The organism is Streptococcus sp. HSISS2 (assembly GCF_000448665.1).
Classification (GTDB): Bacteria; Bacillota; Bacilli; order Lactobacillales; family Streptococcaceae; genus Streptococcus; species Streptococcus raffinosi.
On the sequence record NZ_CM002133.1, the window covers coordinates 708,534 to 729,768 of the forward strand.

At 39.1% G+C, this 21,235-nt stretch carries 15 protein-coding genes and 2 pseudogenes; 12 read left to right on the plus strand and 5 right to left on the minus strand.

The window, feature by feature from the left end; genetic code table 11:
* The 7 genes and pseudogenes from HSISS2_RS03265 to HSISS2_RS03295 all read left to right on the plus strand — a co-directional run.
* Positions 1-646: phosphate ABC transporter substrate-binding protein (locus tag HSISS2_RS03265; protein WP_042766963.1), on the plus strand; the 646-nt coding region annotated here is incomplete at its 5' end.
* A gap of 2 nt (positions 647-648) precedes the next feature.
* Positions 649-1,563, plus strand: coding sequence for a phosphate ABC transporter permease subunit PstC (pstC, locus tag HSISS2_RS03270; protein WP_002888366.1), 915 nt, complete (start codon positions 649-651; stop codon positions 1,561-1,563).
* Positions 1,553-2,436, plus strand: a pseudogene (gene pstA, locus HSISS2_RS03275) (phosphate ABC transporter permease PstA). Before pstC ends, pstA begins: the two are co-directional and overlap by 11 nt.
* A 10-nt stretch (positions 2,437-2,446) precedes the next feature.
* Positions 2,447-3,250, plus strand: coding sequence for a phosphate ABC transporter ATP-binding protein PstB (gene pstB / locus HSISS2_RS03280; RefSeq protein WP_021145374.1), 804 nt, complete (start codon positions 2,447-2,449; stop codon positions 3,248-3,250).
* Positions 3,251-3,262: 12 nt separating this feature from the next.
* Entirely contained in the window at positions 3,263-4,021 is a 759-nt protein-coding gene (gene pstB, locus HSISS2_RS03285; RefSeq protein ID WP_002888363.1) for a phosphate ABC transporter ATP-binding protein PstB, read from the plus strand.
* Between the two features lie 27 nt (positions 4,022-4,048).
* On the plus strand, positions 4,049-4,702 hold the full coding sequence (gene phoU, locus HSISS2_RS03290; RefSeq protein WP_042767191.1) for a phosphate signaling complex protein PhoU: 654 nt from the start codon (positions 4,049-4,051) through the stop codon (positions 4,700-4,702).
* Between the two features lie 135 nt (positions 4,703-4,837).
* Positions 4,838-7,378, plus strand: a complete 2,541-nt coding sequence (locus HSISS2_RS03295; protein ID WP_021145376.1) for a M1 family metallopeptidase — start codon at positions 4,838-4,840, stop codon at positions 7,376-7,378.
* 154 nt (positions 7,379-7,532) lie between these two features.
* Here the strand turns inward: HSISS2_RS03295 and xerS are convergent, their stop codons facing one another.
* Together xerS and HSISS2_RS03305 are read right to left on the minus strand one after the other, a co-directional pair.
* Entirely contained in the window at positions 7,533-8,603 is a 1,071-nt protein-coding gene (gene xerS / locus HSISS2_RS03300; RefSeq protein ID WP_021145377.1) for a tyrosine recombinase XerS, read from the minus strand.
* Positions 8,604-8,808: 205 nt separating this feature from the next.
* The gene (locus HSISS2_RS03305) at positions 8,809-9,798 is read right to left on the minus strand and encodes a lipoate--protein ligase (RefSeq protein WP_021145378.1); all 990 of its coding nucleotides are present in this window, start codon (positions 9,796-9,798) and stop codon (positions 8,809-8,811) included.
* 118 nt (positions 9,799-9,916) lie between these two features.
* On the opposite strand from HSISS2_RS03305, the gene HSISS2_RS10760 reads away from it, so the two are divergent.
* Positions 9,917-11,014: a hypothetical protein gene (locus HSISS2_RS10760; RefSeq protein WP_021145379.1), complete on the plus strand. Its 1,098-nt coding sequence runs from the start codon at positions 9,917-9,919 to the stop codon at positions 11,012-11,014.
* Between the two features lie 110 nt (positions 11,015-11,124).
* Here the strand turns inward: HSISS2_RS10760 and glgP are convergent, their stop codons facing one another.
* From glgP to HSISS2_RS03330, 3 genes are all read right to left on the minus strand, one after another.
* Entirely contained in the window at positions 11,125-13,386 is a 2,262-nt protein-coding gene (glgP, locus tag HSISS2_RS03320) for a glycogen/starch/alpha-glucan family phosphorylase (protein ID WP_021145380.1), read from the minus strand.
* A 1-nt stretch (position 13,387) separates the two neighbouring features.
* The gene (malQ, locus tag HSISS2_RS03325) at positions 13,388-14,887 is read right to left on the minus strand and encodes a 4-alpha-glucanotransferase (protein WP_008534629.1); all 1,500 of its coding nucleotides are present in this window, start codon (positions 14,885-14,887) and stop codon (positions 13,388-13,390) included.
* Positions 14,888-15,134: 247 nt separating this feature from the next.
* Complete coding sequence (locus HSISS2_RS03330; protein WP_021145381.1) at positions 15,135-16,136, minus strand: LacI family DNA-binding transcriptional regulator; 1,002 nt, start codon at positions 16,134-16,136, stop codon at positions 15,135-15,137.
* A gap of 218 nt (positions 16,137-16,354) precedes the next feature.
* Here HSISS2_RS03330 and HSISS2_RS03335 point away from each other — a divergent pair, with 218 nt between their 5' ends.
* The 4 genes and pseudogenes from HSISS2_RS03335 to ugpC all read left to right on the plus strand — a co-directional run bounded on the left by HSISS2_RS03335 (position 16,355) and on the right by ugpC (position 21,061).
* A complete protein-coding gene (locus tag HSISS2_RS03335) occupies positions 16,355-17,602 on the plus strand; it encodes an extracellular solute-binding protein (protein WP_021145382.1) in 1,248 nt (415 codons plus the stop codon).
* 113 nt (positions 17,603-17,715) lie between these two features.
* Positions 17,716-19,074 (plus strand): carbohydrate ABC transporter permease, encoded by a 1,359-nt coding sequence (locus tag HSISS2_RS03340; RefSeq protein WP_008534626.1) that lies wholly within the window; start codon positions 17,716-17,718, stop codon positions 19,072-19,074.
* Positions 19,074-19,910, plus strand: coding sequence for a sugar ABC transporter permease (locus HSISS2_RS03345; RefSeq protein ID WP_002889349.1), 837 nt, complete (start codon positions 19,074-19,076; stop codon positions 19,908-19,910). Before HSISS2_RS03340 ends, HSISS2_RS03345 begins: the two co-directional genes overlap by 1 nt.
* Positions 19,911-19,925: 15 nt before the next feature.
* Positions 19,926-21,061 (plus strand): annotated as a pseudogene (gene ugpC, locus HSISS2_RS03350) (sn-glycerol-3-phosphate ABC transporter ATP-binding protein UgpC).
* Positions 21,062-21,235 lie beyond the last annotated feature (174 nt).

Genomic DNA, 21,235 nt, shown 5'->3' on the forward strand with positions numbered 1-21,235 from the left:
TGGAGCTGTCCAAATTGGTAACAGCGATCTCTTTGCTGAGGAAAAATCTGGAATAGATGCTAGTAAGCTTGTTGATTTTCAAGTTGCTGTTGCTGGCATTGCCGTTATTACCAATAAAGAGGTTTCTGTTGACAACCTAACAACAGAGCAACTTCGCAAAATTTTCACAGGCGAAATTACAAACTGGAAACAACTCGGTGGACAGGATTTGGACATTACCATCATCAACCGTGCAGCAAGTTCAGGATCACGTGCCACTTTTGATGCTGTCATTATGGACGGAAAATCTCCTATTCGCACGCAAGAGCAAGATTCTAACGGAATGGTTAAGTCAATTGTCGCTCAAACGCCTGGAGCGATTTCATACTTATCATTTGCTTACCTTGATGACTCTGTTAAAACATTGAAGCTTAATGGCTTTGAACCAAAGGCTGAAAATGTTGCAACTAATGATTGGCCAATCTGGTCTTACGAACATATGTATACTAAAGGTAAGCCCGATGGTTATACAAAACAATTCCTAGACTATATGATGAGCGACGAGGTTCAAGAGAACGTCGTTTCAAAAATGGGTTACATTTCCATCCATAGTATGAAAGTAACAAAGGATGCTGATGGTAAAGTCACAAAGAAGAGTGAGGAGTAAGCATGAAAAATGAAGATTTGGTGAAGCAGTTAACATCACCCTCTAAAAATTCACGCCTCGAAAAGTTTGGTAAAACAATCACTTTTCTTTGCCTAGCTTTGATTGTTTTCATTGTAGCAATGATTTTACTATTTGTAGCCCAAAAAGGACTAGCTACTTTCTTTGTCAATAAGGTTAGTTTGATTGAGTTCCTCTTTAGTGGGGATTGGTCACCATCTGAGGGCAAGTTTGGGGCGCTGCCAATGATTTTGGGCTCATTCGTGGTTACCTTACTTTCAGCCTTAGTAGCAACGCCATTTGCTATTGGGGCAGCCATCTTTATGACTGAAATTTCTCCTAAAGGAGCTAAATTCCTGCAACCTGCTATTGAACTTTTGGTTGGGATACCATCTGTTGTATATGGATTCATTGGTCTCCAAGTCGTGGTCCCATTTGTTCGTTTCATTTTTGGTGGTACAGGATTTGGTATCCTTTCAGGTACCTTTGTCTTGTTCGTCATGATTTTACCAACTGTAACCTTTATGACGACAGACACGCTTCGTGCGGTACCACGTCACTATCGTGAAGCCAGTCTTGCCATGGGGGCTACTCGCTGGCAAACCATTTGGCGAGTGACGCTTAATGCGGCTAAACCAGGTATCTTCACGGCCGTTATCTTCGGTATGGCCCGTGCCTTTGGTGAGGCTCTTGCCATCCAGATGGTCGTCGGAAATTCTGCTGTGGTTCCAACTTCTTTAACCACACCGGCAGCAACCTTGACATCTGTATTGACTATGGGAATCGGAAATACCGTCATGGGCACAGTTTCAAACAATGTCCTCTGGTCACTTGCCCTGGTACTCTTATTAATGAGCCTCGGTTTCAATATGTTGGTTAAATTCATTACCCGTGAAAGAAAGAGAAATTATGAACGCTAAAAAAATTGATAAAATTGCCATCGGTACACTCTATGTGATTGCTGGCATTATTGTAACAATACTAGCAGCCTTGATTCTCTATATCTTGGTTCGTGGGTTACCACACATTAGCTGGTCTTTCTTGACAAGTCGATCATCGTCCTACAAAGCCGGAGGAGGAATTGGTGTTCAACTCTACAATTCATTCTTTCTTTTAGTGATTACCTTGATTATTTCTGTTCCTCTTTCAATGGGAGCAGGTATTTATCTTTCCGAATACGCTAAAAAGGAAGACTCACAAACTTTGTAAGGACTTGTATTGAGATTCTTTCATCACTACCATCAGTAGTAGTTGGACTTTTTGGTTATTTGATTTTCGTTGTCCAATTTCAGTATGGTTTTTCAATTCTATCAGGTGCCTTGGCACTTACCGTTTTTAACCTACCACAAATGACACGTACTGTTGAAGATAGTCTAAGAACGGTTCACCATACCCAGCGTGAAGCAGGTCTTGCTTTAGGCTTGTCTCGCTGGGAAACCATCTGTTATGTTGTCGTACCAGAGGCCTTACCAGGAATTGTAACTGGGATTGTACTTGCATCTGGCCGTATTTTTGGGGAAGCAGCAGCACTTATTTACACAGCTGGTCAATCAGCACCGGCCCTTAACTGGAGTGACTGGAATCCACTTTCTATCTCTAGTCCGATTTCGATCTTCCGCCAAGCTGAGACGCTTGCTGTTCACATCTGGAAAGTCAATTCTGAAGGGACGACACCTGACGCCACTGCAGTATCAGCTGGTTCAGCAGCAGTACTCTTGATTTTCATTTTGATTTTCAACTTTGGTGCACGTCGTTTGGGAGCATACCTCCATAAGAAATTAACATCCGCTTAAAGGAGTTATCATGACAAAATACAATTGGGACGAGCGTCATATTATCACCTTCCCAGAGAAGGAGCTCGCTCTTGAAATAAAGGACTTGCATGTCTATTATGGTCAAAAAGAAGCCATCAAAGGCATCGACATGCAATTCGAGAAAAATAAAATTACGGCTCTTATTGGGCCTTCAGGATGCGGGAAGTCAACCTTTCTTCGTAGCCTAAACCGTATGAATGATACGATTGATATTGCTAAGGTTACTGGACAAATCCTTTATCAAGGCGTCGATGTCAATGCAAGTAATATCAATGTTTATGAAATGCGTAAACATATTGGAATGGTTTTCCAACGTCCAAATCCATTTGCCAAGTCTATCTACAGAAACATTACCTTTGCTCACGAACGTAAAGGCGTAAGAGATAAGCAAACTTTGGACGAGATTGTTGAGACATCGCTTAAGCAAGCAGGTCTTTGGGATCAGGTTAAAGATGATCTTCATAAATCTGCCTTTACCCTCTCAGGCGGTCAGCAGCAACGGCTTTGTATAGCAAGGGCCATTGCTGTTAAACCACGTATCCTTCTCATGGATGAACCTGCCGCCTCACTGGACCCTCTTGCCACGATGCAACTAGAAGAAACCATGTTTGAACTTAAGGAAAACTACTCTATTATCATCGTAACGCACAATATGCAACAAGCAGCGCGTGCTAGTGATTATACGGCTTTCTTCTACCTTGGTGACCTCATCGAATATGACAAAACTAAGAAAATCTTCCAAGATGCTGCCCTACAGTCAACCAGTGACTATGTCTCAGGACGCTTTGGATAGAAAGGAGCATCTATGACTGAACCAATCATTTCCATCAATGATTTATCGGTGTATTTCAATAAGAAAAAAGCCCTTAATAACGTGACCATGGATTTCTATCCAAATGAAATCACAGCCCTTATCGGACCTTCAGGATCAGGAAAATCAACCTTGCTCCGTTCTATCAACCGAATGGGAGATTTAAACCCTGAGTGGACGCTTACTGGAGCAGTATCTTACAATGGTCATAATGTCTATAGTCCTCGAACGGACACTGTTGAGTTACGAAAGCAAATCGGTATGGTCTTTCAACAACCTAATCCTTTCCCCATGTCTATCTATGAAAACGTGGTTTATGGACTTCGTATCAATGGTATCAAAGACAAAGCAGTCCTTGATAAAGCAGTCGAAGAATCTCTAAAAGGTGCTTCAATATGGGAAGAAGTAAAAGACCGTCTCCATGAATCAGCTCTCGGCCTTTCGGGAGGACAACAACAACGTATCTGTATTGCAAGGGTTCTTGCAACATCACCAAAGGTTATCCTACTTGACGAGCCAACATCAGCTTTGGACCCTATCTCGGCAGGAAAAATCGAAGAAACCCTCTACAACCTAAAAGACCAATACACTTTGTTGCTTGTTACTCGTTCTATGCAACAAGCTAGTCGTATCTCCCAACGAACAGGCTTTTTCCTTGATGGACAACTCATTGAGTATTCATCGACTAAGCATATGTTCCTTAATCCACAACACAAAGAAACAGAAGATTACATTACCGGTAAGTTCGGTTAAGAAAGGACGGATTCATTACCAATTATGATGTTACGAACACCCTTCGAAGAAGAATTAGCAAAACTCCACAATCAATTTTATGCCATGGGTACCGAAGTTGCTGCTCAGCTCAAAAAAGCAGTACGTGCCTTCATCAGCCATGACCGTGAATTGGCTAAAGAAGTTATTGAAAACGATGAAATTGTCAATAACTACGAAACCAAACTTGAGAAAAAATCGCTTGAAATTATTGCCCTTCAGCAACCTGTATCAAGTGATTTACGTACTGTTATCACTGCACTAAAAGCATCTAGTGACGTCGAGCGTATGGGTGACCATGCCGTTGCTATCGCAAAGGCGACCATCCGTATTAAGGGTGAAAACCGAATGACTGATATTGAAGCTGAGATCAAGAAAATGGGAAAAGCAGTCCGCCATATGGTCGAAGAAGCTCTTGAAGTTTACTTGAATGCTGACGAAAAGCGTGCTTATGAAATCGCAGCCTCAGATGAAAACATTGACAACTTTTTCCGTGATATCCAATCCATGACGGTAGAAGGTGTCCGGAAAAATCCAGATGCAGCCTTCGCTGCTAAAGAATATTTCCAAGTACTCATGTATTTGGAACGCATTGGTGATTACGCCCGTAATTTATGCGAATGGGTCGTCTATCTCAAATCCGGTAAAATCATTGAACTGTAGGCAAAGCTTGCAATCTATGTTATAATGGGTCTGTATTGAATAAATTCAGGTACTTTTCTTTTAAAGTAAAGTACCTAATATCGAAACATTTGTCAGTCTGTTTCGATACGAAAAGTTAGTTAGGAGTATATACGTATGACAGCATCTGTTGCTCGTTTTATCGAAAGTTTCATCCCTGAAAATTATAATCTTTTCTTGGATATTAATCGTTCTGAAAAGACCTTTACAGGGAATGTTGCCATTACAGGTGAAGCCCTTGATAACCATATCTCCCTTCACCAGAAAGACCTTACCATCCATTCTATTCTCTTGGATAATGAATCACTAAACTTTCAAATGGATGATGCCAATGAGGCTTTCCATATTGAACTTCCAGAGACTGGGGTTTTAACGCTTGTCATTGAATTTTCAGGTCGTATTACAGACAATATGACCGGAATCTACCCATCATATTACACCCACAATGGTGAGAAGAAGGAAATCATTTCAACACAGTTTGAATCTCATTTTGCGCGTGAAGCTTTTCCATCTATTGATGAACCAGAAGCCAAAGCGACCTTTGATTTCTCATTGAAATTTGACGCTGAAGAAGGCGATATTGCCTTGTCAAATATGCCTGAAATCAATAGTCATCTCCGTGAAGAAACTGGCGTTTGGACCTTTGAGACAACACCACGTATGTCAACTTATCTCCTAGCCTTTGGGTTTGGAGCTCTCCAAGGTAAAACCGCTAAAACTCAAAACGGTACAGAAGTCGGCGTCTTCGCTACAGTTGCACAAGCAGCAAACAGTGTTGACTTTGCGCTTGACATTGCCGTTCGTGTCATTGATTTCTACGAAGATTATTTCCAAGTAAAATATCCTATTCCATTGTCTTACCACCTTGCCCTTCCTGATTTCTCAGCAGGTGCTATGGAAAACTGGGGACTTGTTACCTACCGTGAGGTTTACCTTCTTGTAGATGAAAATAGCTCTGCTGTAAGCCGTCAACAGGTAGCCCTTGTTGTTGCCCACGAATTAGCTCACCAATGGTTCGGTAACCTTGTAACGATGAAATGGTGGGATGACCTCTGGCTTAACGAAAGTTTTGCCAACATGATGGAATATGTTTCAGTAGATGCTATTGAACCAAGTTGGAACATCTTTGAAGATTTCCAAACAACTGGTGTACCACATGCCCTCCAACGTGATGCTACAGATGGTGTTCAGTCTGTCCATATGGAAGTCAATCATCCTGATGAGATTAATACCCTCTTTGACAGTGCCATCGTTTATGCCAAGGGTAGCCGTCTCATGCACATGTTGCGTCGTTGGCTAGGTGATGAAGCCTTTGCCAAAGGACTTAACGCTTATTTTGAAAAGCACCAATATAATAACACTGTTGGACGTGATCTTTGGGATGCCCTTTCAGATGCTTCAGGAAAAGATGTCTCTAGCTTTATGGATACTTGGTTGGAACAACCAGGTTACCCAGTGGTTAATGCAGAAGTTGTTGATGACACGCTTATCCTTAGTCAAAAACAGTTCTTCATTGGTGAACACGAGGATGAAGGTCGACTTTGGGAAATCCCATTGAACTCAAATTGGAAGGGTCTACCAGATACACTTTCAGTAGAACGAATTGAGATTCCAAATTATAGTCAACTTGTAGCCCAAAATGAGGGGGCTCTCCGTCTCAACACAGCAAATACAGCTCACTACATCACAGATTACCAAGGACAGCTCTTGGACAATATCCTTGATGAATTTGCACTCCTTGATACTGTAAGTAAACTTCAAATCTTGCAAGAACGTCGTCTCTTAGCTGAAAGTGGACGTATTTCTTACGCAAGCCTAATCACTCTGCTTGATTTGGTTGAAAAAGAAGAAAGCTTCTTGATTGCTCAAGCTAAATCACAAATTCTTAGTGGTTTGAAGCGTTTTATTGATGAAGATACAGAAGCAGAAGTGCATTACAACGCCTTGGTACGCCGTCAATTCCAAAATGACTTTAAGCGTCTTGGTTTTGAAGCCAAAGAAGGCGAGTCAGATGAAGACGAGATGGTACGTCAAACAATGCTTGGCTATTTGATTCAAGCAGACTATCAACCAGCCGTTTTAGCAGCAGCAAGTGTTTTCCAAGCACATAAAGAAAACTTCGAAAGCATTCCAGCAAGTGTCCGAGGTCTTGTCCTTATCAACCAAATGAAACAAGAAAACAGTCTTGAGCTTGTTGAAGAATATGTGAATGCTTACGTTGCAACCAACGATAGTAACTTCCGTCGTCAATTGACTCAAGCAGTCGCTTACCTTAAAAATCAAGAAGGTCTTGACTACGTTTTAGGTCATTTGAAGGATAAAAATGTTGTTAAACCTCAAGATTTGTACCTTTGGTACCTAAGATTCCTTAATAAATCTTATGCTCAAGAAACCATTTGGAACTGGGCTAAAGAGAATTGGGAATGGATTAAGGCTGCCCTTGGTGGAGATATGAGCTTTGATACCTTTGTTAATATCCCAGCATCGGTCTTTAAAACTCAAGAACGTCTTGATCAGTATATTGCCTTCTTTGAGCCACAAACAAGCGATAAAGGCCTAGAACGTAATATCTTGATGGGAATTAAGACAATTGCCGCACGAGTAAACTTGATTGACAAAGAAAAAGCAGCCGTTGAATCTACACTTAAAGATTATTAGTGAAAACAAACAAGCTTTCCAAAATGGAGAGCTTGTTTTTGCGTGAACTATTTTACATAAATAAAGTTATGTTATTATAAACCACTTTATTGCATAATTAAATTTATGCAAATTACAAAACCATTCCGAGTTGGAATGGCTAGTAGTAAACTTATCATAGATTGTCTAGGGCGTTTTTTTGCTCATCATTAACAATATGCGTGTATAGATCAGTGACCTGAGTAGAAGCATGGCCAAGTTGGTGACTAACTAAAACTTGAGACTTGGTAGCATCATAAAGACGTGTAGCCAAGGTGTGTCGTAATTTGTGGGGAGTCACACGTATCTTGAAGTCCTGAGAATATTTAGCAACCATTTTTTCGATACTTGAAGCATCAATACGGTTAGGTACACCTCGATATTCCGTTAAAAATAGGGCAAGGTCTTGCTTTTCAGCCTTATAGCGTTTATCACGTATACTAAGGTAAGACTCAAGATAAGGTTTTGCAAAACTTGCTACATTAACTGAGTCTCGTTTGCCACCTTTTCGAGTAACATCAATGACCATCATTTTCAGATTGATATCTTTAAGGTCCAGGTTAACAGCCTCAGAAAGTCGAACCCCTGAAGCCAGTAGCAAGGCAATAATTGCTAGATCTCGCTCTTTATTCTTATAAAACGACGATTTTGCTCGATTTGATAGTTTGACTTCGTATTCTTTTTCTACATAATCAAGGAACTCCATGGTTTCATCGCCTAGAAAGAGTTTCTGTTTGATATTCTCAGCTCGAGCAGCTAAAGTTTCTTTCTTTTTCTTAGTAGAAACTTTTTTCATGACGTTACGATAGAAATATGGCTCACCATCAGGACCCTCGACCTCCTCGGTTAAATACTTATAGAGACTAGATAGAGCTGAAAGTGTCCGGTTAATGGTCGTTTGAGAGACACCTTGTTTTGTAGAATAGGTATTTAAAGAGGGACGTTCACGGAGATAAAGGACAAATGATTCCATATCTTTTTTCGTAAGATTTTCTAAGGTTTTGATGTCAATTGAGACAATCTCATCAGCATCTGAAATACCTGAGTCAATTAACCAGTCAAAAAAGCGTTTATATTCCTTGAGATATTCATATAAGGTCGTAAAAGAATACGGTACCGATAGTTTCGATTGGTAATATTCCAAGACGAACCACGGCATGAGAGCTTTGTATTCTTCAATTTTTTCCAGTAAAAGTTCACGTTTCATTGGTTTATTTCTCCATAATTACTTAATAGAAGTATATCACACCTATATCTTTCTTTCAAGAAAATTACAGTTTTTCGGAAAGATGTTATAAGGTGTTTTTTACTTAGAGGTTTTTATAGATTTACCGGCCAGCCTATATAGAGACTCACTTAGTCAATCATAAAAGAAAAACAACCTGGAGTTTTCCAGATTGTTCATACAATGATTAAGCTACGATAGCTTTTGCAACCTCCTCGGTTGTCATACGTGAGAAATAATGTGTTGTATCAATAGTTTCAAGTTTAGCCAAGACATCGTCGTACTCGTAAGGTATTCCGACCAACAAGTCTTCAATATCTGATACATCTCCGATACCAAAGAAATCTCCGTAAATCTTAACAGATTTAATGATTGAATTTTCAACATTGGCATAGGTTGAAATTTTACCAGCTGGGTAACGAACATTACGTTCTACTGTGTATTCTGGTGACTGTCCGTAAGTCCAATCCCAGGTATTAAATTGTTTCTCGTAAGACGCTTGAATCTTTGCTAATTCATCTTCAGAAAGGACGTATTCTTCCATGTCAGGATAAAATTCCTTCATTTTTTCCAAGATTTTATCTGAGAATTCGTTTACGGTAATCTTTTCTGGCAATTCGTCTACAATGTTTGTCACACGGGCACGTACAGACTTAACGCCTTTAGATTCAATCTTATCTTTGCTGACTTTAAGGGCTTGGCCAAGAACGGACATATCAACGTCAAAGAGCAAGCAACCATGGTGCATCATACGACCTTTATAGTAAGCTTGAGCATTTCCACAGAACTTTTTACCATCGATTTCAAGGTCATTACGGCCAGTAAATTCAGCCTTAACTCCCAAATCAGCAAGTGTTGCGATTACTGGTTGAGAAAAAGTCTTAAAGTCAAATGCGCCTTCATCTGCCTTATTAGAGATGATGGTATAATTAAGGTTGTTCAAATCGTGATAAACAGCGCCACCACCAGACAAACGACGAACGACCTTAATATTATGAGCATCTGTATATTCTTTGTTAATCTCTTGAATGGTATTTTGGTGTTTCCCAACAATGATAGCTGGACGGTTAATCCAGAGAATGAATAATTCATCTTCATTTACCAATTCACGAAAGGCATAGGCTTCCAAAGCAATATTATAGGCAGGATCATTTGATGTGTTTACAATGTATTTCATGAGGTCTCCTCTTGTAATGTGATACTTATATTATAAAGGAAAACGGTGACAAAGTACACGAAGATGGCTTGGGAACACTTATTTTCATGATATAATAGTAAAAACATGGGGGTTATGGATGATAAAAAAATTACGCAGTTATTGTAAAAAACTGAAAATCATACTAGCGCTTCTTCTTATTGCTGGTATAGGTATTTTTCTTTTTAACAGTTACCAAAGAGCCTATAAGCCTTATCTCTATGATAAAGGTAATTACTATTACAAGGCTTATCATTACAACGTTAAAAAGATAAAGTCTCAAAAGAAAGTTGTCAAAGATATTGAGATTGAAGTCCTACACTTTGGAAAAGACGATTTTCCTGATGATTTGTCTACCTATAAGATAGGCCAATATATCGATAAAGGAATTGATCCGCGAAGTCTTTTTTTGCATATCACTTTTACTGATAATACCAATATGACTTTACCATTTGGACAGGTGACCTCTACTGAAAACCATTATGAAGAATATCAAAACTATTTCGATCATAAAGTATTTGAAGTCGGTCCAGGCTTTGATAAGGAATGGTTTTCGAATGCAGAGAATTACAGACAAATAATTCATCGTTTCCCTGGATTACATGATAAAACAATGGATACCGACTTCGAATTATATCTAAGGGATTTTCTCTTTTTGATAGTTCCTGGCGATACCTTATATCAAACTGGTGCTGTCAAAGATGGTGTTAGTGAATACCACTTTCAGTTGAAAAATCCTAAATCTGGAAAAATGCAAAGTTATATTATCTATGGAAATGGAGGTGACATTCCAATATGGGATTGGCAAGCTCCCTTCATTACCTTTGAAAAGAATTATGATAACAAAGAAATAATTCAGGAATTCTTTGATGACTACGATAATAGAAAGTATGGGAATTATTGGGATGGAAGATACAATATAACAACATTCCCTCACTTAAATTCTTTTAGAGGAGATGGGTATCTCTTTTATAAGAAAGCATTTTACTCAGATGAATTTACAAATTTTCCGCTAAGCTTGGACCTAACGGGTAAGAGTGAGGATTTTAAGATTACCATTACAGATTCTTACCTTCAAGAAGAATCCAGGACTGCCAAAGATGAAATCCATTATCTAAAATACTCAACATCTAAAACTTATGATTCATCAAATAAAGAAGCATATATAAATGATATATTGAATTACCACACGAAATAACATAAGTTTATTTATGTAAATACAGCTAATAGAGATAGTTAGCTGTATTTTTTCATGCAAAAAAAACAAGACCATTTCTGATCTCGTTTTCCTTCTATGCAACTAGATTTTTATTTTGTGTGCCAGATGTCTTTGTCATACTGTTCGATTGTACGGTCAGATGAGAAGAATCCTGCTTCAGCGATGTTGTAAACAACTTTCTTGTTCCATGCATCTTGATCTTCGTAAGCTGCATATACTTCTTCTTTCTTGTCGATGTATTCAGCCAAGTCAATCAATGTCATGAACCAGTCTTTAGAGATAAGTTCTTTGTGGAGACGTTCCAAGCGTTCTTTATCACCAAGTTTAACAAGATCTTTGCTTACGATAAAGTCAACAGCTGCTTTGATGTTAGCATCTTTTTCGTAGTAATCACGTGATACATAACCACCTTTATCGTAAAGGTCGATGATTGTATCAGAGTCTTTACCGAACGTGAAGATGTTTTCTGGTCCCACCAATTCAGCAATCTCAACGTTGGCACCATCCATCGTACCAAGTGTAAGGGCACCGTTAAGCATGAATTTCATGTTACCTGTACCTGAAGCTTCTTTAGAAGCCAATGAGATTTGTTCTGAAATATCTGTCGCTGGGATAAGGTGTTCAGCAACTGTTACGTTGTAGTTCTCAACCAAGTGAACGTTGAGGTATTTGCTTACTTCTGGATCATTGTTAATGAGTTCAGAAAGTGACAAGATCAAGTGGATGATGTCTTGAGCAATAACGTAGGCAGGAGCTGCTTTACCACCAAAGATGATAGTGATTTTACGTTTTGGAAGGTTTCCTTTTTTGATTTCCAAGTATTTGTGGATGACATACAAAGCGTTCATTTGTTGACGTTTGTATTCGTGGAAACGTTTGATTTGAGTATCAATGATTGAGTTTTCATCAAGGTCAATACCTTTATTGGCTTTAAGGTAACGTTTAAGAGCCAATTTGTTATCATATTTGATTTGGGACAAACGTTTGTGTACTGCAGGATCATCTGCAAAAGCAGCCAATTTTTCCAATTGAGTTGCGTCAGTAAGGTAACCATCACCAATCAATTCTTTGATGTAGTCAGCAAGTTCTTGGTTTGAGAATTCCAACCAACGACGGAATGTAATACCGTTTGTTTTGTTGTTGAAGCGTTCTGGGTAAAGGTCGTAGAATGGTTTCAACTCAGAAGATTTAAGGATTTCTGTGTGAAGTGCTGCTACACCGTTAACGCTTGTAGAGAAGTGGATATCCATGTGTGCCATGTGAACACGGTTGTGTTCGTCAATGATTTGAACACGTGGATCTTCGTATTTTTCACGAATGATAGCATCCAATTTCTTGATGATAACAACAAGGTGTGGAACGACTTCTTCAAGGTAGTCAAGAGGCCATTTTTCAAGGGCTTCAGCCAAGATAGTGTGGTTTGTGTAACCAACCATTTTGCTTACGATTGCTACTGCTTCATCAAATTCAAATCCATGTTTTTCTGTCAAAAGACGAATCAATTCTGGAATTACCATTGATGGGTGAGTATCGTTGATTTGTACGTAAGCGTAATCTGGAAGGTCGTGAAGGTTAGAACCACGTTCAATAGCTTCGTCAATCAAAAGTTGAGCAGCGTTTGATACCATGAAGTATTGTTGGTAAATACGCAAGAGCTCACCTTTACGAGTTGAATCATCTGGGTAAAGGAAAAGTGTCAAGTTCTTTTGGATTTCGTCTTGATCAAAAGTGATTCCTTTTTCAATCAAATCGTAGTCCAAACCATTGATATCGAAGAGGTTAAGGTAGTTCTTAGTTTCTTTCTTATAACCCAAGATATCCAAACGATCCAAACGTGATTTCAATGTGAAGTTTTTGAATGGAACATCATAAGAGATATCAGTTGGTACCAACCATGATTGATCTTCGATCCAGTAGTTTGGTTCTGCATCTTGCTTGTTATCTTTGAAGACTTGTTTGAAAAGACCACAGTGGTAGTTAAGACCAACACCTTCACCGTTGATGCCAAGTGTTGCCATAGAGTCGATGAAACATGAAGCCAAACGACCCAAACCACCATTACCAAGAGATGGTTCTGGTTCAACGTCTTCAACTTCGCTGATTGATTTACCAGCAGCAGCCAATTCAGCTTTAACATCTTTGTAGATGCCCAAGTTGATCAAGTTGTTAGACAAAAGTTTACCAATCAAGAATTCAGCTGAGATATAGTAAACTTTACGTTTGCTATCGTTTTTAGATTTTGGAGCAGCTGCTTCTTTTACGAATTCCAACAAAAGATAGTAGATTTCTTCGTTTGAAAGGTCCTTAAGATTTTTGTTTTTTGCTTCAACATATTGTGTAAATGTAGCCATTTTAGTTATTACCTCGATTATATCTTTCTGTAATGTCTGTCAAAAATTCTTTCTTATCGACAGTAATTTCACCTGGAAGCATACGCCATTTCCAGTTTTCACCAACTGTGTTAGGGAAGTTGGTACGGCTATTTTCAGGTTTATCAAGGATATCCTGCATAGTCGCAATAGCAGTGTCGCTTACTGTTGCAAAGAGTGTGCGAAGAAGGGCACGTGTGATAGGTTCACCTTGACGGCGGTTGATGTAAGCATCTGTGTAATCACGTTGCTCTTGTGTTAAATTATCGTACCAGCCGTTAACCACTTCGTTATCGTGTGTACCTGTATAGGCAACTGAGTGTTGTGTGTAGACGTGTGGAATGTCAATACTGTTTCCAGTTGTATCATAGAAACCAAATTGTACAATCTTCATTCCAGGATAGCCACAGTCTGCAAGAAGTTGACGTGTCTTATCATCAATATTTCCAAGGTCTTCGGCGATGATGTTAAGGTCACCCAATTCTTTTTTAACCACTTTGAAAAGATCGTAACCAGGTCCTGGAACCCATTCACCATTTTCAGCAGTTTCATCTCCACCAGGAATTTCCCAGAAGTCAGAGAAACCTTTGAAGTGGTCAATACGCAAGTAATCATAAAGTTTGAATGATTCTTGGATACGGAATACCCACCAAGCATAATTTTCAGCTTTGTGTTTATCCCAAGCGTAGATTGGGTTACCCCAAAGCTGACCAGTAGCTGAGAAGTTATCTGGTGGAACTCCGGCAATGTAACGTGGTTTACACTCTGCATCTAGTTTGAAGAGATGTGGTTGCGTCCAAACTTCAACACTATCAGCTGAGATGTAAATTGGCATGTCACCAATGATTTGAATACCATTCTCATTGGCATAAGCTTTAAGTTCAGCCCATTGACTGAAGAATAGGTATTGAACTACTTCGTGATAAGTAATCACTTCAGCAAGTTCCTTACGAAGTTTAGCAAGAGTAGCTTTATCACGTTTAACAGCTTTTTTATCATCCCAATCTTGAAGAGCTTTGTTATTAAAGTGTTCTTTAATAGCCATAAATTCAGCATAATCAGCTAACCAGTTAGCATTTTTAGTTTTAAAAGCTTGGAATTTTTTAGCTTCTTTTTTATCTGCCAAGATAGCTTTTACTGCTTTTTCAAGGATTGGACGACGTGCTTCGTACACTTTAGCATAGTCAATAAACTCAGGATCTGACCCAAAGTCAGCATCTTTAACATCAGCTTTAGTTAAAAATTTGTCACGAATAAGGAAATCCAAATCGATAAAGTGTGTATTTCCCGCTACCGCTGAGAATGATTGGTAAGGTGAGTCCCCATAACTTGTTGTAGTAAGTGGCAAAATCTGCCAGTAAGTTTGTTTTGTCTCTTTTAAGAAATCAACAAAGTCATAGGCTGCTTGACCGAAAGAACCGATCCCGTAGTCACCTGGTAGTGATGTGATGTGCATCAAAACACCGCTTGCTCGTTTGTTCATAAAGTTTACCTCAAATTATTTTTTACACTTATGATTATAATGCAAACGCTTGCATAAGTCAAGAGTTTTTAACAAAAAAATGGGATTTTTTATATTTTTTTGAATGAATGTTCGTGAAATAAACGCTTTCATATCTAAATTATAGCTTTTTTAGATACACGGGCTCTTAGTTTTCTGAAAAATACGTCAACTTCGAATATAAAAAATAGTCGGAACTAGTTCTGTCTAACCATTTTTTATGATCCTTTTATATAGATGTTACACTTTCTCTTTCAATGAGATGGAAGGGAATAGTTACTTTCTGAGGCTTAGTATTTTCATCTTTCAGGATAGCAACTAATTTGCGAACACTTTCTTTTCCCAGTTCCTGAATGTTAATGTCATAGGTTGTTAAGAAAGGATGCATGATTTCTGCAAACGAAGAATTGTTAATGGAGATAATAGAATAATCTTTCGGAATCTTTATTCCTTGATTGTTTACCCATTGGATAAGCCGAAGGGCAACAAGATCATCTTTAACAACCAATGCTGTAGGTAGAAAAGTTCGCAAGTGCTTTTTAAACGAATCAATCGTCTGAGATGAGAAAACAAGTTCAGGTAAGCTTTTTATATGCAACTCACTAACAGCATCTTTATAACCTTGATAACGTTCTTGGCCTACCTGACCAAAAAGATCATCTGTGACAAAGCCGATGGTTTGGTGACCTCTGGAATTAAGATACGAAACTGCTTCTTGCCCTATTGCCTTGTTATCATTATCGATATAAGTAACTTTATTAACATTGTCCACTGCTGCTCCAATTACTACAAAAGGAACTTTTTCTTTTAAGAGATAATCTTTAACAGGATCTTTTGTTTCTGAATAGAGGATTATAAATCCATCTGCACGTTTTTGACGATGCATCAGTTTAACTTGCTTAACCAATTCATCTAAAGTTGCTCCAGTAGCGATGCTGACAACCTGAGAATTACAACTAGCTTCTTCGTTAATCGCTGTTAGAATTTCCATATAGAAGGGTTGGCTAATATTTTCACGATTTGTTAAAGGTGGAAGTATAACACCTAAACTATGTGTTAAGCCAGTCGCCAATACTTGCGCAGCTATATTAGGAACATACCCTAATTCATCCATAGCCGCTCTGACTTTAATCTTGGTTTCTTCTGAAATAGCCGGATTATCTTTTAACGTTCGACTAACTGTCGACGGGCTGACACCAGCCTTCTTGGCAACATCCTTAATTGTAGCCATATATATCCCTCTCGTTTCTATTCATAATCTAATTTGCTGAAGTGTGAGAATTACCCAATATAATTACTATCAAGGTAATATTATAGCATTTAAGCAGAGAACTTCAAGTATTTTTGCAAGCGATTGCAAAAAAATAATTTTTTATAACAAATTACTTGACAGAAAATGAAAACGGTTGCATAATATAGCAGTAAACTAATTTTTTGGAGGAATTCGAAATGAAAAAATGGCAAAAAGTGCTACTTGGTAGTGCAGGATTACTAGTTGCTGGATCGCTCTTGGTAGCTTGTGGGTCTAACTCAAGCAAGAGTTCAAGCTCAGATAGTAAGACTTTGAAACTTTGGGTACCAACAGGTGCTAAGAAGTTATACAAAGACACAGTCGCACAATTTGAAAAGAAATCTGGCTATAAAGTTGACATGGTTGAAATGGAAGATCCAAATGCTCAAGAAAACTTGACTAAGGATGCTTCTACTGCTGCAGATGTCTTCTCACTTCCACATGACCAACTCGGTAAATTGGTAGACGCTGGAGCTATCCAAGAAATCCCAGAGCAATACTCAAAAGAAATTGCTGAGCAAGATACTGAGCAAGCTGCCGTAGGTGCTCAATACAAAGGTAAAACTTATGCCTTCCCATACGGTATCGAAACACAAGTTACATACTACAATAAATCTAAACTTAACGAAGAAGATGTTAAATCATATGAAACAATCACTTCTAAAGCAAAATTTGGTAGCAACTTGAAAGAAGTTAATGCTTATGTAACTGGTCCTCTCTTCCTTTCAGTTGGTGACACACTCTTTGGTCAAAATGGTGAAGATGTTAAAGGGACTAACTGGGGCAATGAAGCTGGTGTGAACGTTCTTAAATTCATCGCAGCTCAAAAAGACAACAAAGGATTTGTTAATGTTGATTCAGCTAACATGATGGCTAAATTCGAAGATGGTTCTGTTGATGCTTTCCAATCAGGACCATGGGACTACGCTGCAGCTGCTAAAGCTGTCGGTAAAGACAATCTTGGTGTTGCTGTTTACCCAACAGTTAATATCGGTGGTCAAGACGTTCAACAAAAAGCCTTCATGGGTGTAAAACTTTACGCAGTTAACCAAACACCATCTAAAGGTAACGCTGAACGTATTGCTGCTTCTTACCAATTGGCACAAGCTTTGACAAGCAAAGACAGTCAAAATAACCAATTCACTACTGAATCACGTCATATCATCCCAGCTAACAAAGAAGTTCAAGCTTCTGAAGCCGTTCAAAAGGATGCTCTTGCACAAGCTGTAATTACTATGGGTTCATCTGACCAATACACAACTGTTATGCCTAAACTCAGTCAAATGTCAGTCTTCTGGACTGAAAGTGCTGCTCTTATGAGTGATGCCTATAACGGTAAGATCAAGGAAGATCAATTCCTTACTAAATTACAACAGTTTGATAAAGATTTGGCAGCAGCTAAATAAGAAACCTACAAATGAGATGGTAAAGAGGCAGGTGAAGGTCCTAGCCTCTTTATCTATGACTTATAGACAAAATAAAAACATCACTAATCATACATTTATCTGAGGAGATATCTATGTCACAAACAATCTACGACACAACTCCTATGCGCCAGGTCTTCAAAGAGGGTACATGGGATGTCAAATTATCCTTTCTGGTAATGGGATTGGCAAACTTGGTCAACAAACAGTTCACCAAGGGTTTGCTCTTCCTCCTCTCTGAGATTGCCTTTTTAGCGGCATTCGTCATCCAAATTGTCCCAGCTCTCCAAGGCATGATAACCTTGGGTACTCAAGAACAGGGTGAAGCCATTAAAGAAGTTAATGGTATCAAGCTAACTGTGCAAGTTGCTGGAGATAACTCGATGCTCATGTTGATTTTTGGTCTTGCTTCAGTAATCTTCTGTGCAGTCTTTGCTTATATTTACTGGTGTAACCTTAAAAGTGCTCGCCATCTCATGGCTCTTAAGCAATCAGGTCGTAAGGTACCTAACTTTATTGAAGACTTTAAGACCTTGGCCGATGGTCGCTTCCATATGGGGCTAATGTCTATCCCATTGATTGGTGTTTTGCTCTTCACCATCTTGCCTTTGATCTACATGATTTGTTTGGCCTTTACAAACTTTGACCACAATCACCCAGCTCCTAAATCACTTTTCGACTGGGTTGGCTTTGCAAGTTTTGGTGAAGTCCTACAAGGTCGTATGGCTGGTACTTTCTTCCCACTTTTGACTTGGACCTTGATTTGGGCGGTTGCCGCAACAGCAACTACTTTCTTCTTCGGTATTGTCCTTGCCCTCTTACTTAACACTAAGGGGCTAAAATTCAAGAAAGTTTGGCGTACGCTCTTCGTTATTACTATCGCCGTTCCTCAGTTCGTATCACTTCTTTTGATGCGTAACTTCCTTAATGACCACGGTCCTTTGAATGGTTTGCTTCAAACCTTGCATCTTACAAGTGGTCCGATTCCATTCTTGACTGATCCAGTTTGGGCTAAATTCTCTATTATCTTGGTTAATATGTGGATTGGTATTCCATTCACAATGTTGGTCGCAACTGGTATCATCATGAACTTGCCAACTGAGCAGATTGAAGCAGCTGAAATTGATGGAGCAAGTAAATTCCAAATCTTCAAGAGCATCACTTTCCCACAAATTCTCTTGATTATGGCGCCATCTTTGATTCAACAATTCATCGGTAATATCAATAACTTCAACGTTATCTACTTCCTTACTGGTGGTGGACCTACTAATTCTGAATACTATCAAGCGGGTTCAACTGACCTCTTGGTAACTTGGCTCTACAAACTGACTGTTAGCGCTAAAGACTACAACTTGGCATCTGTTATCGGTATCTTGATTTTCGCCATCTCTGCAACATTCAGTCTCTTGGCCTACACAAGATCATCTTCATTCAAGGAAGGGGCTGCTAAATAATGAAACGTAAGAAAAATCTTTACCTAACTGGTACTTATATCCTATTGACAGTTCTAGCTGTCATCTGGTTGATTCCGATTCTCTGGATCTTCCTTACAAGTTTCCGTGGTGAAGGAGCTAATGCGGTACCGTACTTCTTCCCTAAGACTTATACTCTTAATAACTACATCAAACTCTTTACCAGCGATGCTTATCCATTTGGAAAATGGTTCATCAATACCTTCATCGTTGCCACATGTACATGTATCCTCTCAACTTTGATTACCGTTGGGATGGCCTATTCACTTAGCCGTATTAAATTCAAACACAGAAATGGCTTCTTGAAATTGGCACTTGTGCTTAACATGTTCCCTGGTTTCATGTCAATGATTGCGGTCTACTACATTTTGAAAGCACTCAATTTGACACAAACCTTGACATCTTTGGTTCTGGTTTATTCTGCTGGGGCAGCACTTGGTTTCTACATTGCGAAAGGTTTCTTTGATACCATTCCTTACTCATTGGATGAATCAGCAATGATTGACGGTGCAACTCGTCTTCAAATCTTCACTAAGATTACCTTGCCACTGTCTAAACCAATTATCGTCTATACTGCTCTCATGGCCTTCATGGGACCTTGGGTAGACTTCATCTTTGCATCTGTTATCCTCGGTGACGTTAAAGATAAATATACTGTTGCCCTTGGACTCTATCAAATGCTTAACCAAGACGCTATCAATGAATGGTTCCTTCCATTTACCGCAGGTGCTATTATCATCGCCATCCCAATCACCCTTCTCTTTATCTTCATGCAGAAATACTATGTTGAAGGTGTAACCGGCGGATCAGTTAAATAATAAAGGATAAATGATATGACAACTCTTAAACTGGATAAAATTTACAAAAAATACCCAAATGCAACTCACTACTCTGTCGAAGATTTTAGTATCGACATTAAAGACAAGGAATTCATCGTTTTCGTAGGGCCTTCAGGATGTGGTAAATCTACAACTCTCCGTATGGTTGCTGGACTTGAAGAAATCACAGAAGGTAAACTCTATATTGATGGTGAAGTGGTTAATGACAAATCACCAAAAGACCGTGACATTGCCATGGTATTCCAAAACTACGCCCTTTACCCACACATGACTGTTTATGAAAATATGGCCTTTGGTCTTAAACTTCGTAAATATAAAAAAGACGATATCGACAAACGTGTGCGTGAAGCTGCTGCTAGCCTTGGTTTGACTGAGTTCTTAGATCGTAAGCCGGCAGACCTTTCTGGTGGTCAACGTCAGCGTGTAGCTATGGGACGTGCCATCGTTCGTGATGCTAAAGTCTTCCTCATGGATGAGCCTCTTTCAAACTTAGATGCTAAGCTTCGTGTTACCATGCGTGCCGAAATTGCTAAAATCACTCGTAATATTGGGGCAACTACCATCTACGTAACCCACGACCAAACAGAAGCCATGACCCTTGCTGACCGTATCGTTATCATGAGTTCTACTAAGAACCCTGATGGTTCTGGTACTATCGGTCGTATCGAGCAAATTGGTACACCTCAAGAACTTTATAATGAGCCAGCCAATAAATTTGTTGCCGGATTTATCGGAAGTCCTGCTATGAACTTCTTCAATGTCAAAGTTGATGGCAACCGTATCACTAACTCTGAAGGCTTGGATATTGCAATTTCTGAAGGTCAAGCTAAAATTTTGAAAGAAACTGGTTATCAAGGTAAAGAAGTTATCTTTGGTATCCGTCCTGAAGATGTTTCAAGCCGTCCAATCGTTCAAGAAGTATATCCAGATGCCAATGTTGATGCTGAAGTCGTTGTTTCAGAGCTCCTCGGTGCAGAAACAATGCTTTACCTAAAACTTGGAGAAACTGAATTTGCTGCTCGTGTTGATGCGCGTGACTTCCACAATCCAGGTGAAAAAGTTACCTTACTTTCAACGTTGCTAAAGGTCACTTCTTCGACGCTGAAACAGAAAAACGTATCAGCTTGTAAGCACAAAAAATCAGCCTTCCTGAGCTGATTTTTTGTATGGCTTGATCAAACTACCTTTTAACTTTTACTTCCTGATACTCACTAACCATAACTCTATCAATCTATGATATAATAGCCCTTGGCACCTCGACACCGCCTACGAAGGGAGGTGAATTTGCCTATGATGGATTTACT

Excerpts from the sequence above, each read along its gene's own strand:
- malQ (WP_008534629.1), bottom strand. The coding sequence starts at position 14,887 with ATGAACAAACGAGCAAGCGGTGTTTTGATGCACATCACATCACTACCA.
- HSISS2_RS03335 (WP_021145382.1), top strand. The coding sequence starts at position 16,355 with ATGAAAAAATGGCAAAAAGTGCTACTTGGTAGTGCAGGATTACTAGTT.
- pstB (WP_002888363.1), top strand. The coding sequence starts at position 3,263 with ATGACTGAACCAATCATTTCCATCAATGATTTATCGGTGTATTTCAAT.
- glgP (WP_021145380.1), bottom strand. The coding sequence starts at position 13,386 with ATGGCTACATTTACACAATATGTTGAAGCAAAAAACAAAAATCTTAAG.
- HSISS2_RS03345 (WP_002889349.1), top strand. The coding sequence starts at position 19,074 with ATGAAACGTAAGAAAAATCTTTACCTAACTGGTACTTATATCCTATTG.
- HSISS2_RS03330 (WP_021145381.1), bottom strand. The coding sequence starts at position 16,136 with ATGGCTACAATTAAGGATGTTGCCAAGAAGGCTGGTGTCAGCCCGTCG.
- pstC (WP_002888366.1), top strand. The coding sequence starts at position 649 with ATGAAAAATGAAGATTTGGTGAAGCAGTTAACATCACCCTCTAAAAAT.
- HSISS2_RS03295 (WP_021145376.1), top strand. The coding sequence starts at position 4,838 with ATGACAGCATCTGTTGCTCGTTTTATCGAAAGTTTCATCCCTGAAAAT.
- HSISS2_RS03340 (WP_008534626.1), top strand. The coding sequence starts at position 17,716 with ATGTCACAAACAATCTACGACACAACTCCTATGCGCCAGGTCTTCAAA.
- phoU (WP_042767191.1), top strand. The coding sequence starts at position 4,049 with ATGTTACGAACACCCTTCGAAGAAGAATTAGCAAAACTCCACAATCAA.
- HSISS2_RS10760 (WP_021145379.1), top strand. The coding sequence starts at position 9,917 with ATGATAAAAAAATTACGCAGTTATTGTAAAAAACTGAAAATCATACTA.
- HSISS2_RS03305 (WP_021145378.1), bottom strand. The coding sequence starts at position 9,798 with ATGAAATACATTGTAAACACATCAAATGATCCTGCCTATAATATTGCT.
- pstB (WP_021145374.1), top strand. The coding sequence starts at position 2,447 with ATGACAAAATACAATTGGGACGAGCGTCATATTATCACCTTCCCAGAG.
- xerS (WP_021145377.1), bottom strand. The coding sequence starts at position 8,603 with ATGAAACGTGAACTTTTACTGGAAAAAATTGAAGAATACAAAGCTCTC.